The sequence below is a fragment of the Flavobacterium sp. XN-5 genome, from assembly GCF_008033395.2.
In the GTDB taxonomy this organism is placed as follows: Bacteria; Bacteroidota; Bacteroidia; order Flavobacteriales; family Flavobacteriaceae; genus Flavobacterium; species Flavobacterium hiemivividum.
This window is the reverse complement of the sequence record NZ_VOGZ02000002.1, coordinates 288,983-304,947: the sequence shown is the minus strand read 5'-3', so window position 1 is coordinate 304,947 and position 15,965 is coordinate 288,983. Positions and strand designations below refer to the sequence as shown.

10 protein-coding genes are annotated in these 15,965 nt (G+C 34.5%); 2 read left to right on the top strand and 8 right to left on the bottom strand.

The features are described 5' to 3' along the window. Positions 1-659: 659 nt before the first annotated feature. Complete coding sequence (locus FQU23_RS06610; RefSeq protein ID WP_147673168.1) at positions 660-1,070, bottom strand: winged helix-turn-helix transcriptional regulator; 411 nt, start codon at positions 1,068-1,070, stop codon at positions 660-662. 367 nt (positions 1,071-1,437) lie between these two features. On the opposite strand from FQU23_RS06610, the gene FQU23_RS06605 reads away from it, so the two are divergent. After that, positions 1,438-2,373 carry an aromatic alcohol reductase gene (locus FQU23_RS06605; protein WP_147673167.1) on the top strand — a complete coding sequence of 312 codons (936 nt, stop codon included), beginning with the start codon at positions 1,438-1,440 and terminating at the stop codon, positions 2,371-2,373. Positions 2,374-2,716: 343 nt separating this feature from the next. Here FQU23_RS06605 and FQU23_RS06600 read toward each other — a convergent pair whose 3' ends face one another. The 4 genes from FQU23_RS06600 to FQU23_RS06585 all read right to left on the bottom strand — a co-directional run bounded on the left by FQU23_RS06600 (position 2,717) and on the right by FQU23_RS06585 (position 6,484). Next, positions 2,717-3,337 carry a hypothetical protein gene (locus FQU23_RS06600; protein ID WP_147673166.1) on the bottom strand — a complete coding sequence of 207 codons (621 nt, stop codon included), beginning with the start codon at positions 3,335-3,337 and terminating at the stop codon, positions 2,717-2,719. A gap of 97 nt (positions 3,338-3,434) precedes the next feature. Then, positions 3,435-4,976, bottom strand: a complete 1,542-nt coding sequence (locus FQU23_RS06595) for an IS1182 family transposase (RefSeq protein ID WP_147673165.1) — start codon at positions 4,974-4,976, stop codon at positions 3,435-3,437. Between the two features lie 260 nt (positions 4,977-5,236). After that, complete coding sequence (locus tag FQU23_RS06590) at positions 5,237-6,157, bottom strand: hypothetical protein (RefSeq protein WP_147673164.1); 921 nt, start codon at positions 6,155-6,157, stop codon at positions 5,237-5,239. 81 nt (positions 6,158-6,238) lie between these two features. Next, complete coding sequence (locus tag FQU23_RS06585) at positions 6,239-6,484, bottom strand: tyrosine-type recombinase/integrase (protein ID WP_317165187.1); 246 nt, start codon at positions 6,482-6,484, stop codon at positions 6,239-6,241. A gap of 163 nt (positions 6,485-6,647) precedes the next feature. Between FQU23_RS06585 and FQU23_RS06580 the strand changes: the two genes are divergently transcribed. Beyond that, positions 6,648-6,836 (top strand): hypothetical protein, encoded by a 189-nt coding sequence (locus FQU23_RS06580; protein WP_147673163.1) that lies wholly within the window; start codon positions 6,648-6,650, stop codon positions 6,834-6,836. Between the two features lie 98 nt (positions 6,837-6,934). Here FQU23_RS06580 and FQU23_RS06575 read toward each other — a convergent pair whose 3' ends face one another. From FQU23_RS06575 to FQU23_RS06565, 3 genes are all read right to left on the bottom strand, one after another. Further along, positions 6,935-8,362 (bottom strand): L-serine ammonia-lyase, encoded by a 1,428-nt coding sequence (locus tag FQU23_RS06575; RefSeq protein WP_147673162.1) that lies wholly within the window; start codon positions 8,360-8,362, stop codon positions 6,935-6,937. Positions 8,363-8,583: 221 nt separating this feature from the next. Then, positions 8,584-10,875 carry a BamA/TamA family outer membrane protein gene (locus FQU23_RS06570; protein ID WP_147673161.1) on the bottom strand — a complete coding sequence of 764 codons (2,292 nt, stop codon included), beginning with the start codon at positions 10,873-10,875 and terminating at the stop codon, positions 8,584-8,586. 29 nt (positions 10,876-10,904) lie between these two features. Then, positions 10,905-15,863: a translocation/assembly module TamB gene (locus FQU23_RS06565; RefSeq protein WP_147673160.1), complete on the bottom strand. Its 4,959-nt coding sequence runs from the start codon at positions 15,861-15,863 to the stop codon at positions 10,905-10,907. Between the last annotated feature and the right edge of the window lie 102 nt (positions 15,864-15,965).

Here is a 15,965-nt window from a genome sequence, read left to right as displayed (position 1 = left end):
GTTTTGAATTAATGGAGCATAAATTAATTTTGTTATTCTGAATAGGAAAAGCTCAATTATTCTGATTGCTGAGAATTGAAATCTAGTAGCTTATATTCCTGAATGTCGAGGAAGGTTCAATTGTGGAGCCGTTTCTTTGTCTATTCATTGTCGTTCTTTTGCTGGCTTTTTGTGCCTAGCGAAAACTCTACCTTTATCATTTCAAGATTCTTATTGCGGTAAAAATCTACGATTTTACCACTTGCTTCACCAATTTTTAGTTCATTGAATAAAGGTTTTGTTTAAACGACTTTTATTTTTTCAGAAATAGAAGAAATATATTTTAAAATTAAAGATGTTATTTCGTACGGTAAAGACATTATTAAAAATGAGCTACAATTTACTTCCTACAAAAGAGCTTGTAGTAGAACGATTGTAGTGCTGTTTATGAGGATGATTTTAAGTCAAAATAGCGACTAAATAAGGTTTTTTCACAGCCTGACGTCTTGGCGCTTTGCGTGGTTGGATTGAAGATGCGAGGTTTTTCCATTAAACACAAATTTTTCAAGTACAAAACAAACTTTAAATTAATCCTAAAACCCCAATCTCGCCAAACGGCTATTATGCGTTCGGCAGTTTATGTTTTATGTTTTACCATTCAAATTTTGTTAGTACAACAATCATTCAGATTTATCATAATTCGCTCTTGCTTCTTTGAAGTCGTTTACAGAATTGGCAATCCAAAACCAAAGAGGTGTAACTTGAACCAATAACCCACGTCCCAGAGAAGTCAATTCATATTCAACTCTTGGCGGAACTTCAGGATAAACAGTTCTTGAAATTAATCCGTCACGCTCTAGCTCTCGAACACATTTTGTCAACATTTTTTGACTTATTCCATTAATATGTTTCTGTAAATTGGAAAATCGCATTCGCCCATCTATGCCTAAAGCGTGTATGATATAAAGTGACCATTTGTTTCCAACGTGATTTAATATATCACTCTTAATATCATCATTATCTTTATTCAAAACTTTACAAATAGCATCCCATGCATTTACAATTTCATCGTCATTCATAAGTCTCTTCATCTATTTTAATTTATGCTTTTAAGCAAAATATGCTTTCAATTATTTGTCTCGACAATTTTATCTCTGGTATAAAGGTAGCATAATATAGCTGTAATGCCATTTACTAAAATTAGGTTACAGATAAAAATAGAAATGATTATAAATTTAGATATAAAAATAAATACAAAGTACGCCTGTTAATTAATATCTAAACTTATTAATATTGAGACTGGTATTCAAAATACTAACCTATTGGTTACTAACACACGTTTCGGTGCCTTATTGTTTTAACCCCTTGTCTGTGATACCTTTGTAATTGTAAAAATTTATTTGTTAAGTGTAAAGCTTGCAAAAAATAATGTATCCAATTAACAAATTTTATAAAAAGATGGAAAATAAATCAGTTTTAATTTTGGGAGCTGGTGAACTAGGTTTACCGGTAATCCGTAATATGGCACAGAAGGCAAAAAATAATAATACAACAATTACAGTACTGCTTCGTCAAGCAACTATTGAATCAGAAGAGGTTGAAAAGAAACGAATGATTGATGAATTGAAAGCGCTGGACGTAAAATTACTTTCAGCAGATCTTTCGGCTCCTTCCTCAGAATTAGTATCCATTTTTAAAAATTTTGATGCTATAGTTTCCTGTACAGGATATGGTACCGGTGCTGGTGGGTTTCAAATAAAATTAGTAAATGCTGTGCTTGAAGCTGGAGTAAAACGTTATTTTCCGTGGCAATTTGGTGTTGATTTTGAAATTATCGGACGTGGAAGTGCCCAAGACTTATTTGATGAACAGTTAGATGTAAGGGAAATTCTTCAAGCGCAAACTGCTACAAAATGGGTGGTTATCTCTACAGGATTGTTTACCAGTTATTTGTTTCAACCCTTTTTTGGTGTTGTCGATTTCGATAAAAAAGTGGTAAATGCTCTAGGGAGTTTAGATACTGCAGTAACCGTTACTACTCCGGATGATATAGGGATGTTAACTGCTGAAATCTTTTTTGAAGAGCCAGAAATCGAAAACAGTATTGTTTACATTGCTGGTGATACCATTACTTACGGACAATTAGGTGATGTTGTAGAGTCGTTGTCAGGACAAAAATTTGAACGCACCGTTTCTGATTTAGATGAGTTAGCAAATGATTTGAAAAATGATCCAACAAATTTTGTCTACAAGTACAGATCTATCTTTGGACACGGACGAGGTGTATCTTGGAATTTTAATAAAAGTTTTAATGCTAAAAAAGGGATTAAAACAACTTCTGCTAAAGAATGGGCGCAAAAGAATATCGATTGGAGCGCAAGTATTAAAATTTAATTCGCAATGATTTTAATTTAAAAAGCTGAATTACATTTATGTTATTTCAGCTTTTATTTTTTAGTAAGACCTTAAAAAAAAACTCAAAAATTGAATTTTAAGGCATTCCAATAAAAAAGAAGTTTAGGATAACTATGTCTTAATCTTATTATTATACTTTTTCGATTACTTTTATTTTTTATAGTTAAATATCCGCTTTTCAACCTGCTGACGCCTAATGTTATGCCACTTTGAGATGGCTAGAAGTTCGTAACCTTTCAGTTTTCGGCTTAACGAAAACTTGATGCGAAACGGTACTTCCACTAAATTCCAGCTAGCTCAAAATGGCTGTTGGGCGATGCATCTATTTTAGACTTTCTATTTCGGTATAGATTAGTTCCAAATTTCCACAAACAATTTCGCTTCTCCCATTTTCATTTTGCTCACCAGTATTTACTTGCCTTAATTCACCAGTTTTTTCATTTTTACTAATATGCCAAATTTGGTTATCAGAGAAAACAAATTCATAAGAATAATATCTTTCGTGGATACTTTTTGAAAATTTAATTTCTTCTGATTTTATCAGTTTTAGTTTTTTAGTTTTTATGTTTTGTTCGTAAAACTTAAATTCACTTTCATTTACAATTAATATTTTATCATTAATTGTATCGGTTGTTTTTTCAAATCCCCAATTTGAACCAGTTCTATTAAGTTTCCAAGTACCAATTAAGCTTTCTTTTAATTTTTGATGCGCAATTGGTCTTAATGAGTCAGACTTTTTGAGAGATATTTTTCCGAGTTCGTTTTTCGGATTTAATTCATTTACAAATTGAAAAACACCAGCAGCTCTAAAAACATCTGAATTTTTTAAATATTCATTTGCTTCTTCAAATCTCTTTTTTTGATATTCAGGTGATTTATAATCTTGTGACCAAGTATTAATAAAACAAATAAAAAATAAAATTATTGTAAATATTTTCTTCATTTTGTTCTGCTTTTTTTATGTTTCGCCCAACGTCAGTTCGTCTAAAAACCTCCAAACCGCGTTATTTTGTATTAATTATAAAGTAAATATAGACGATTTAGATTACAATTTGTTTCTTTTTGTAAAAAAGGAATTGGATTGGTACTAATATAAAAGGACCGTAAAAAGCTTTAAAAAGCGGCTTTATTACAACAAAAAATAAAGCCACAGTTTTTAGGTACTGTTTTAATTCATTTTGGTCAATTAAGTTGAATATTCTCTTGAGGTTGTAGGCTGTGAAAATGAGTCCTACATCAGCGGAGGCATGTTTAATGGTCTTCTTGGTCATAATATAATAGAAGTCCCATTGCCGTTTGATAACTCCGTAGGGGTGTTCTACTATGGCTTGTCGTCTTCGATAGACTTCATAATTGTTCTCGATTCTCACTTTGTTTTCATAAATCAAATCGGCATATTGGGAGCGTTCTATGAGTCTCCCTTTTTTGTTTGTGGTGCATTTAGTAAAAAGGGCACAACTCATACAAGCATTGGTTTTATAATGCTTCATTTTAGTGATTGATTTCCCGTTGGTTTTGTTGTACCACTTGCCATTAGAAATTAAAACTTCATTGGCAGGACAGTTGTAGGTATCATTCTCGCTGTTGTATCTAAAGTGTTCTACATCAAAAGCCAGATCAGGCGCATGTGCCGACACTCCTGGAATGGCTACCAAAACAGCAATCCCGAGTTGATTGGCCTTATGAAATTCACTACCGGTATGATATCCTTTGTCATAAATAGCGGTAAATTGATTGTGTCCTAAAATAGCCTTGCTACGGCGCAACATACCGCCCATAGCTTTGGAATCATTTTCATTGGTCACCTTAAAATCAATCGGAATATTGTGCAGCGCATCTACAGTAGTTTGTACGGTATAGGCCACTTCAGAGATGTTGTTTCGGGTCATAATTTGGCGACTATCAGGGTCTGAAGTAGAGATTTGAGTTACCCCAGTGGTGTCAATAATCTTTTGATATTCGATATACTTTTGTTTTTGAAAGGAATGTTTTTTAACCTTCTTTAGAATCTTTTCTTTCTCAACTTCATCGCCATCCTCTTTAGCAAGAGCCGTATTGTATTCTTCCAATCGTGCATCGATGTATGCAATATGGCGCTCAATTTTAGCTGGATTAAAATTGTTTTTCTTGGAGTTTTGAGCTCTTAATTTAGTACTGTCTCCAGCGACAAGGCTTCCGCCAATGAGTTCAAATTGTGCAGCCATTTTTACTGTAGCACGAAAAACACGAGCAATGGCTTTAGGATTGTCTTTTCTGAAATTGGCAATGGTATTATGATCTGGAGCTAACCCTTTTAGGAGCCACATCAATTCAATATTACGAGCACATTCTTTTTCTAGAGCACGAGAAGAACGCATTCTATTGAGGTAGCCGTAAATAAAGAGTTTAAGTAAATCGGAAGGATGATAGGCAGGTCTGCCGTTTTCCACAAATTGGAAATCGAATCCAAAATCAGGTAATTTGAGACTATCTACAAAAAGGTCAATGAGTCTAACTTGATTGTCTTGCGCAATGGCATCATCGATGCATGAGGCAAAAAGCGGGAGTTGGTTTCTGTTGGTTCCAGTGATGAATTTACTCATAAGCTATCTTTTTTAGCAGTATAAAAACATACTTAAAGATAAAGAAAATCAGTTAGTTATCAAAATATTTTGAACGATTTTTAATACAAGTGATAAAATGAAGGGGAGGGAGGTTTTTAGACAGTTTGACGTTTCGCGGCTTTGCGAGGTTGCGAACTTCGTAACCGAGATTTTTCGGCTAATATAAATTTCTTGCGAAAGATAAACTTGAATTTACTACATATTTCGCAATCTCGCAAAACCGCTGTTAGTGGCTGCTTTTATTCTCCTTCGCCTAATAGTTTCATTCCTTCAAATTCCTTTAGTAACTTTTTGTTTTCTACAAAATTTTGTTCCATTAATATTTGTTTGGGAAGAACCTTTAACGCGATTAAATCATCAGTTCGAGTTTTTATAATATGAGAGTATTCTAATCCTTCTTCTTTTGTTAATACTCCTTGTTCTACTTTTAGTTTAATTTCTGCTCGAATAGACAAACTGTCAAGCAAGGTTTTATTTTTTTGAGCGGCTTTGTAATGTTTGAAATTTGTAGCGAAATCCCAAATCTCTTTAAATATTAAGAAGAGTGATTTAGCAGTTTCTATTCCTGTTTTTATTCCCAAGTTGGTATCACTTCCGCTATCAAGCAATATAATTTCAGATTTTTCAGTTTCTTCGCCGTAAATTTTATTTAGAATTTCAGTTAATTCCTCTAAAGCGGAAAGAATTTTGATATATTTTTCTGTTTCTAAACCTTCTTCATCGATTACAATTTGGAATATTACGACACCATTTTCTAAATTATTTTCAAAATTATTTGATATGGTTTCATTTAATAATACAGCCTTTGTCAATTTATATGTTGATAAGATCGTGTTATGAAAATTGAATAAAGCAATGGCATTTGAAGCTGCAATTATATTTTGAGCTGTTGTACTTCTTAATATGGTTGTCAGGTGTGAAAGGTTTTTTTCACTATATACTTCCGGAGCATTAAGTTCATTCAGAATTTCAATAAATTTTGGATCTGTGTATAATTGATCAAAATTGCTTTTTGAAAGAAAAAGTAAAGGTGTAATTTGTTGGTAACTATAGTTAGTTCCTGGTTGGGAAAATCCACTATTAAAAGCATTAACAATTTCATTTGTTTTTAACTTTTCTACAATTATTTCAATATTTTTAACGAAATCTAATTTCTGCATATGTTATTATTTTTAGTTTTTCGGTAAAGTTGCCACTAACTTGTATATAAAATCAAATATATACATCTTTTTGGATGTTTTTTACTTTTCATTCAGTTTTTTCTTGTTATTTTTATCTACTAAACGATCTAATGGACTTACTATCTTATCTGTAGCCATTTTTGAAACATGTGTATATATGGTGGTGGTTTTAATACTAGCATGACCTAGGAATTTTTGAATGTATCTAATATCTGTTCCATTTTCTAATAGATGGGTTGCAAAACTATGGCGTAAGGTATGCACAGTAGCTTTTTTAGATAATCCAGATTTTTTTAATTGAGAAATAGTAGTGCTATCGTACTTAAAAAAAGTGCGATTCGATCTGCATCACGATGCCATATCTTTTTTACAATTATTTGCATAAGGCGTATAGGGGAGAACTAAAATACTATTCTATATAGCACCGTGTAGTACATTTATTTTTAGCAAATTACAATGTTTTTTTTTTTTGAGTAATTATCATTTATTGTTTCGCTCTCGAAAAATGGGATCTTGCGGGAAGGATTGTAGCGGAAATCCTTTTATGAAGCGTAGCGCAATAAAAGATTGTAACGGAGTGGAAGCTGGGGCACGCCATGAAGAAAGAAGAAAGAAGAAAGAAGAAAGAAGAAAGAAGAAAGAAGAAAGAAGAAAGTGAAGAGTGAATAGTGTTTTGAGTAATAAATAAAACCTACTATTGAACCAGTAAGAAGTCGAATAGTAGGTTTTTTATAGGTATCTCCTAGTAACTTAGTGTTAACAATCCGCCATGTTGACTGCTATTGCGAGTCCACCTTCTGAAGTTTCTTTGTATTTGTTGTTCATGTCCTTAGCGGTTTGCCACATGGTGTCGACTACTTTGTCCAAAGGAACTTTTGCGTTTTTTGGGTCGGTTTCAAGCGCTAATTCGGCGGCATTTATTGCCTTGATGGCGCCCATAGTATTTCTTTCGATACATGGTATTTGTACTAATCCGCCAATAGGGTCACAGGTCAATCCTAGATGATGCTCCATAGCGATCTCGGCAGCCATTAAAACCTGTTCTGGTGTTCCGCCCATTAACTCACACAATGCTGCCGCTGCCATAGAAGATGAAACGCCTATTTCGGCCTGACAGCCACCCATCGCAGCTGAAATAGTCGAGCCTTTCTTGAATATGCTGCCTATCTCTCCGGCAACTAATAGAAACTGCTTGATTTCCTTGGGACCGGCCTTGTGGTTTTCAATTACCAGATAATACATCAATACAGATGGAATCACCCCGGCGCTTCCGTTTGTAGGTGCCGTAACAATTCTACCCAAAGCGGCATTGACTTCATTTACCGCCAGGGCAAAACAACTTACCCATTTCAGGATTTGGCGGAATTTTACTTCGGTTAGTCTGATTTGCTCCATCCACGTTTGTGGATTGCTATAATTAGATAGTCCAATGAGATTTTGATGCATGTCAAATGCTCTGCGACGTACCTTCAAGCCACCCGGAAGGATTCCCTCCGTATGACAACCGATGTACATGCATTCTAACATGGTGTTCCAGATGCGCATTAACTCATGGTCGATTACGGCCTCAGTGCGCATGGATTTTTCGTTTTCATAAACGATTTCAGAGATTTTCTTGTTTTCAGCTTTACAATAGGCTAAAAGATCAACTGCTTTATCGATAGGAAACGGAAAAGCACATTTTATTTGTACTTTCTTTTTGGCATTCAGGCGTTCTTCTTTAACTACAAATCCACCACCGATGGAGTAGAAGGTAGCGACATGTTTTTTTCCATTCGAAAGAAAAGCGGTAAACCGCATTCCGTTAGCATGAAATGGAAGAAACTTTTTATTGAAAACGATATCTTGCTCAAAGGAAAATGGAACTAGGATTTCGTTTCCTAAATTGATTTGGTTTTCCTCTTTGATGGCTTTTATAATTCCATCTATGTTTTCTACAGGAATGTATTCTGGGTCTTGACCACTTAGTCCTAGCATAACAGCTAAGTCAGTTGCATGTCCTATTCCTGTTAGGGAAAGGGAACCATATAAGTCTGTTTTTACTCTTACAACATCCTGAATCAGGTTTTTACTTCTTAGCTCTTCAAGAAAGCGCTCTGCGGCTCTCCATGGTCCAAGGGTATGCGAACTAGAAGGTCCAACACCAATTTTTAGCATGTCAAAGACAGAAATACATTCTTCCATAATTAGAGTAGTTTAAAGCGCAAATATAGCAGAAATTAGCAATGATGTAAATCAAAAACCGACTAATATTAGTTATTTGGTAAAAAATTAAGTCCGATTTTATCGATTCTGTAAATAAAAGTAAGATTGTCTTTGTTATATAAAGTATAACGCCCTTAGACACAGTATTTACCAGTTAATAAGCAGGATCGCATTGGATTAAAAGTTATTTTAATCCAATACTAAAACGGATATCCGATGGCAAGATTAAACACTAGGTTTTCTTTTCGCCAAGAACGATCACCAAAATTCACTTGATCTAAAACCCAACGGTCTCCATCTGGTAAATACGGTTTGCGAATAGGGAAAGCAAGATCTGTTCTTAGCACTAAAAAAGAAAAGTCAAAACGCAATCCGGCACCTACACCCACGGCGAATTCTTTTAAGAAGTCCTTAGAAAACTTTGCTCCAGGTTTTTCCGGATTCTCTTTTAACAACCAGATGTTTCCTGCATCTACGAATAACGCACCTTTTACAAAATCATAAATGGTAGCGCGGTATTCTGTACTGAATTCTAATTTTAAATCTCCGGATTGATCAGCAAGAAATGTATTTGAAGTCGATGTGCCATCAAAACTTCCCGGGCCTATTGAACGTGCTCTAAAAGCTCTAATACTATTTGTTCCACCGTTAAAAAACTGTTTTATAAAAGGCATTTCATCTGAGTTTCCGTAGGCAAATCCTGCACCAGCAATGATTCTGCTGGCCAATTGTTTTTCGCCACCTAATTTTAGGTAATGACGAAATTCATTTTCGACTTTTACAAATTGGCTGAAAGGCACACTAAAAACTTTTACGGTATCTCCTTTTTTCAAATTAGCACCAGTTACTAGTCCCGCAATATTTCCTGATAAGTCCACTCCGGCTTTGTAGTAGAAGGTGTTTTTCCTTCTTTGTTGCATCGTGTTAGTGAAGGTATAAGAATACGTAGGGCCAAAGATTAATTGCTTTTCGATCACTTTACCAAGTGAAGCATTTTCATCGATTTTCTCTTGGTAGAGCGGGGTTACGTTGTTCGGACTGGCATAAGTAATTTCAGTAATGTTCAACTGATGTTCTTTGCGCTCGTTTTCCTTCCATAAATATCCAAAGGAACCTTTAAATGTTTGTAGTGAATACAATTTAGTCCTTTTCTGGAATTCATAACCTAATGTTGCCTTGGTTTTTGGAACAAATCCACTAGAGGATTCAAAACGGAATGGCGCAACAATTCTGGGCCAAACTAGATTTGCTTCATTACCAAAACGGTACACATTAAAACCGTTGTTTACTCCTGATACTTGTACTTCTAATCCCGCAAATGCAGATACGGTAAGCAATTCAGCGCCTTTCAAGAGATTTCTATTGCTCCAGTTTAAATTGAGTTCGGTACCGCTATAATTAGCTGAGTTTGTCTTAGCCGATAGTTCCACACGAATGGATTTTTTAGGCAATGGCGTAAGAAAATAATAAGCATCAAGATAATTCCCGATGGTATCTGCTACCTTAAATTCGTTTTTCACAAACTTAAACGTCCCCAAATTAACTAAACGATTTAGAGAAAGATTGTGGTTCGTACGGTTGTATAGATCGTCTTTTTTAAAATATAAAGTACGATCAAAAATTCTAGGTTTAAATAAATTTTCAGAATCGATAATCGTGAAATCGTTATGATGTACAACTGCATCTGGAGTAACAATCAGACTATCTGCGTTGATAGAATAATTGGGATATACTACGATATCGTTAATGCGGTATTGTGTTTGTGACAACTCTGGAGTTTCCTCTTTTACCACAACGATTAAATCGACCTTATGGTCAGCAACGGTGCTGTCTACTTGAATTTTAAGGAAGTCAGGATTGAAATAGTAGAATCCTTTTTCCTTAAGACGTGCATCGATGCGTATTCTTTCTTCTTTAATAGTGGTAAGATTATAGCCTTGCTCTTTTTTTAATAAAGATCTTCTTTTTGTTGCACTAACCGCACTTGAAAGTACAGAGGAATCTTGTGGAAAAATTACGTCTCTAATCAGGTATTGCCTTTTGGGAACTACCGTGTAAATTGCTTTTACTGTTTTACCGCGACGTGTTGAGTCAGCTGTTGATTTAGTATTAAAATAGCCATTGTTTTCGGCATTATTTTGTAAAACGAGTTTGTTGTATTCTAGGTCTACTTTACTATAATAAACTGGAGCTTCGCCCACTTTGTTTTTTAACCAATAGCGAAATCCCTTTTGTTTTTTGGGGTTACCTGCTAGTTTGTAAATAAATAATTTAGGCCTTAAACCTAGAATTGAGGCATTTGGTTTTGGTCTAACTATAGCTTCAAATTCGGCTTTCAATGCTTTGCGTTCTTTTTTTGGAGTGGTATTACCTTCTACTTTTATTTTGGCACCCGTGTACAAAAGCTCTCCTTCTGGTAAGTTCTTTGTGCCGCTACACGAGGCTACAAACAGAAGTATAAATAGAAAATATAGTATGGAATTCTTATTCATCAGACTTCTATTTGGAGTGTTCTTTATTTTTATTTGTTTTTCTTTTTATCCGTTTTTGCTTTCTGGAATAACTCTTTAAATTTATCGTAATCTAAGGTTATGACAAAAGCAAGTCCAGTTTCAACCACCTGACCCTGTAGAGCAACTTGGTATTTATTGATGCGGTATGCTTTTAACTTGTACCTACCGTCCTTAGAAAGTTGGTATTCTATGGTAACGTCACCAGCTATAGTATTTGCTTCCTGGTCTTGCTGTTGTGGTCCTTCTAGACCAAAACTACTACCTACAGTTACCTTCAAGCGATCATTCAATAATTTTTTAGAAATCCCTACATTCAGATCAGTTTTGTTTTCCAGTTGGCCTGTAGTATAATCCTGGGAAGAAACTAAATCAAAATTAAGTTTGACACCACTAATTAAATTTCCTGCTAAATTATTTAACTGCTGAGACAGAATTTTACTGGCGCTTTCTCTAGCTATCGAGGAAACACTAGCTCCTCCAGATTCAGTGGCAAATGGATTTTCGCCAATGAAACGATTCAACAGGAGTAGAGCAAATACTTGTTTGTTAAGTTCGTCCGGCTGCTGACGCAATTGCGTTAGTTTAGCTTGAGTCGTGTTGATGATTTCTGTTGAAACGCTGTTATTCCCTTCGGGCATTATTATATCAAAAGAAATGCTTGGCTTCATCAAATCGCCTTTCATTTTTAATTCGGTTTCAAAAGGAATTTTTTGTTTGTAAGTGTTTCTCACAGAAGCGGAAACATTAGCTAACTGATCGTCCACTAGATCAATTGGGGCGGCCTCATTTTTATAGACAGCTGTAATATTGATATCGGCTGCTGTAGGTTCTCCAGTCCAAAGGATATAACTCCCGCTTTTAATATCAAATTTTCGTTTGATTAGGTTGAAATTCATTTCATAAGCACCTTCCTTCAGCTCGTATCTTCCCGTTAAAGTTGTTTTTCCAGAAGGATCAATACCACCGGTTAACTGGGCTTCGCCTTTTAATTTTAAGTAATCTCCATTAGCTTTGTCGATGACAATCGAAAGTTCCGCATCCTTGTCAATTTCGATATTTACAGAGGCATTAATACCTGTAATTTCGAGATTGCTCAAGGCTTCATCTGCTCTCAACTTCTTCTCAATCATAGGCGGGTTGTCCTGATCGATAAATTCAACAATTCCCTCTCTGTCTGCTATCGAAGGATCAGATTGTGGCATTACAATGGTAAATTTAGTGTCTTTGTTGACTTTTATGTTTCCGTCAACGATAGGACTTTTAAAAGTTCCACCAATTTTTAAATGATTGTCCAGATACATTTCGCCATAAAACAAATCATTGTCTTTTTCCTGAGAATTGATGGCTTTAAAGTTCACGGCATCTAGCGATAAATTATAACCAATGTTACTTAAATTTTGAGTGGCGATTTTTCCGTTAATAACTAAATCATTGTCTCTTTCGTCTTTTATAGTAAAGCGATTGAAAACGATGGTATTTCCGGAAAATGCAATTTTATCGTTTAAGGATTTAAAGGTAGAGTTAAGTTGTGTGACCTTAAACCCGATATCGTTGAATTTTAAATCACCAACGACCAGTGGCTGGTTTGCTTTTCCTGAAATTTTAAAATTCCCGCTAAAAAAACCAGTGCTTTCTTTTAGGTTATTCAGTGTAAATCCTTGGATGCTCTTTAGGTTTATCCTCGAAATATCCAAGTTCATGTCTAAAATCCCATCGCCCGTTTTATAGGTTCCGTTTAAATCGACTAGATTGTCTTGTCCTGTGATAGAAACTCTGGTGTTGTAAGTATTAGCCACTTTATTGTTAACATGCAGGTTTACGGTACCCACGGTGTCTTTTTTGAAGGCAAAATTATCAACAATCATATCAGCAGTAAAAATGGGTGTTTGATTCATGTTTTTAACAACTGCTTTACCATTAATGTTTCCGCCTATTTCTAAGTCTCCCTTTACGGCAATATTTGTGATTGTCTCGATCTTAAAATTGTTGAAATCAATGGTTATAGGAGCGTTTTCTTGGGTTGACTGTGATTGTATTCTAATGCTGCTTTGCTCTTTGCTTACTTCAAAATTACTAGCATAGATTCCTTTTTCTCCAAAACGAAGCAGGTTATTATTGTCCATTTTCCAAGACTCATAATTAAGCAATAAATTATTCGGGTCAAGACGAAGTTCGTTATTTCCCGCAGCTGCTTTCAAAGTTCCAGATACTAGGTATCTTTCTTTATCCTTTAGGTCTTTTAATTGTAAGGTATAACCAGCGGTATTGTCTTGAACTATTCCATTTATGGAAGTATAAGGCAACTGGAATTGACTATTTTGAATATCATCTACCACAAGAGAATATACTAAAGCATTGTCTTTTGTATCTACTTTTAATACTCCATTTGTAATGGTATTATCACCATAAACTAATTTAGGAATGGCTCCATTCAAAACAATAGAATCATTGACTGTGTTGTATCTTCCAGTGATAGAAATAGGTTCAAGGCTCTTTAGCTCCGGAATGAATTTTATTAGTAAAGGACTGTCTGCAATTCTAATATTAAAAGCTAGTTGTTGCTTTTCGGCATTTGTTGCTTGTTTATTTTGATTTGGATTATAATAATGAGCTATGGAGTTTGTTAGGGCATCGGCTATGGTTGCTAGCTTGTATTTACCTTCTATTTCCGCATTTAAAAATGGAGATTTGAATGTTAATGCATTTCTATTTGCTGTAGAAGTGACAACCATTGTAATGGAATCCATGACAAACTGCTCATTTTCATCGGCAATAGTAAGGTTGGTAATATTGAATTTTCCATTTAGATAATTGAGGTCAACTGACTGAAGATCTGCGTCTATCTCTCCTCTAATCTTCATTGGTCCAGCGTGAAGATTTAACTTTGCTAGGTCTGCAACATCGACATTTAGTTTTATTTTTCCAGTAGGATACTTGTCTTTAAAGCTTCCGCTACTGATCATGTCGAAAGTTAAATTAGGATCGTTACTAGCAGCAACCGCTTGAAACAGTCCGTTGTTTATGTTTCCTTTAAGATCAAGATTAGTATAGTTATACTTATTATAATTGAATTTTCCAATGGTTCCTTTTACGGCAGCATTAGCAGTTTTTGGGTCTAATCCTGATCCTTTGACAGTAGCATTTAAACTTATTTTTCCAATGGAATTATTCTTAATCAGTTTGCCAAGATCGAAATTTTCCAACTTTGCTTTGACATCATATTTTTCCTTGTTTTTTATTCTCTGGTCAAAAGCAGCAATGATTTTTGCAGGACCAAAACTACTTTTTAAATCAAGATCAGTATTGAAGTTATTGATGGTACCTTTAAAGGTTCCGCTGGCATTAAATGCAGCAGGTAAACGCATTGAATTCGGAATAGTTTCTTTTGGAAGGAAAGTATTAAAATCCTTTGCTGTAGATGCAAATTCCTTGATGTCCAAATCAAAGTAGGCTTTTTGGGTATCTGGTAATCCGGTAATAGTTCCGCTTCCTAAAATCTTCGTATTTCCTATGCCGCTAATCTCTAAACTCGGGATAGTTACCGCACTTAATTTTCCATACACCTTGCTATCTACATTTAGTATAGCATTTGGATTATCTTTAAAAGGAACGGTATTAGCTAAACTAGGGACAAATAGCAAAATATCTTTAAATCCTACACTACTTTTTTTCAAAGTGGCATTAATGCTTAAATTTTCTAAGTTTTCACTTATTGCCGCGATTGATGAGTAGCCAATGAGCAGTTCGTCTCTTACTAGTGTTTGTGGTGTTCTTAAGTATAAGTTTTTAAGAAATGAATTTGTTTTACCATAGAAGAAATCAGCTTTAAACGACTCAATATTAAGACCGCTTTGTTCTTTTGCCGAAAAATCATTTACTTTTCCAGAAATACTTACAGAGCTGTAATGAATGTCTTGGGTGTCAAAACTTAGTGATTTTAATTTTAAATGGTTCGAATCAAAACCTTTGGGTAAAGCTGTAATGTTGTTATTGTCGTAGTTGAAATCAACTCTTTTGAAGTTAGATTGTCTCACTTTAAAATCCCAATCGCGACTTTCATTTGGAGCAGATTCTTTTTTAGACGTGTTTTTTTCTGTTTTACCAAGGGCTAATTTCCCATTTGCATCTGATAGATTCAGCACATCGATGAGGAAAAAACGATTGTAAAAGTCGGTTTTGTCAAATTTAACAACGGCATTTTTTAGCGATAAAGTAGTGCTTAATTTACTTAGCTCATCCTGATAATCTACTGCAATTTTAGACAAATCAATTTCGCCTAAAAGTAGCGTATAACTAGTTGGTAGCGCATTGTCCTCTTGAATATTCGTTTGTGCAATACCTTGTTTGTATTTCAGGTCTAAACCTTTGATTTTAATTTTTGGCACTTCAAAAGCCATGGCGTCTAAATCAAAAGTTTTGATGCGTGTTTCCAGATGTTGCAATTTGATGTACATATCATTTTTTGAGAACGCATCCGTATATCGTAGATTTATGGTGTCCAGATTAATTTTTTCTAACGAAAATGTCATCGGAGTTGCCTCTGGATCTTGCTTCTCTGGTGAAGAGAATGCTTCAATAATATAATCAAAATTATATACGGAAGTAGAATCTCTATTGATAGTTGCCGATACTCCGTGAAAATCGATGGAGTTAATTTCAACCTTGTTATTTAGTAATTGAAACATACTAATGTCAACAGCGAGTCTATTAGCAAGCAACAAGGTATCTTTCTTAAGTCCTTCAATGTATACACCTTCTAGAATTATTTTTTTAGGAAAGCCAATATCTATTTTAGCTACAGACACCTTAGTTTTTATTTTACTCTCTAGATAAATTACAGCTTTATCCTTGGCAAAATTTTGAACATAGGGAATTTGGATCAGTAGTAAGATCAATAGAAATAATACAATGATTATTCCTACTGTCCATTGGATAACTTTCAAACCTTTTTTTAAATATTCTTTCAAACGATACTTTTTTTTCTTAATCTAAAAATTCAAAATATGCTAAAATTCAGAATTGAATTAACTACAAAGATGAAAATTTATATTGGTACTCTTTTATAAAAA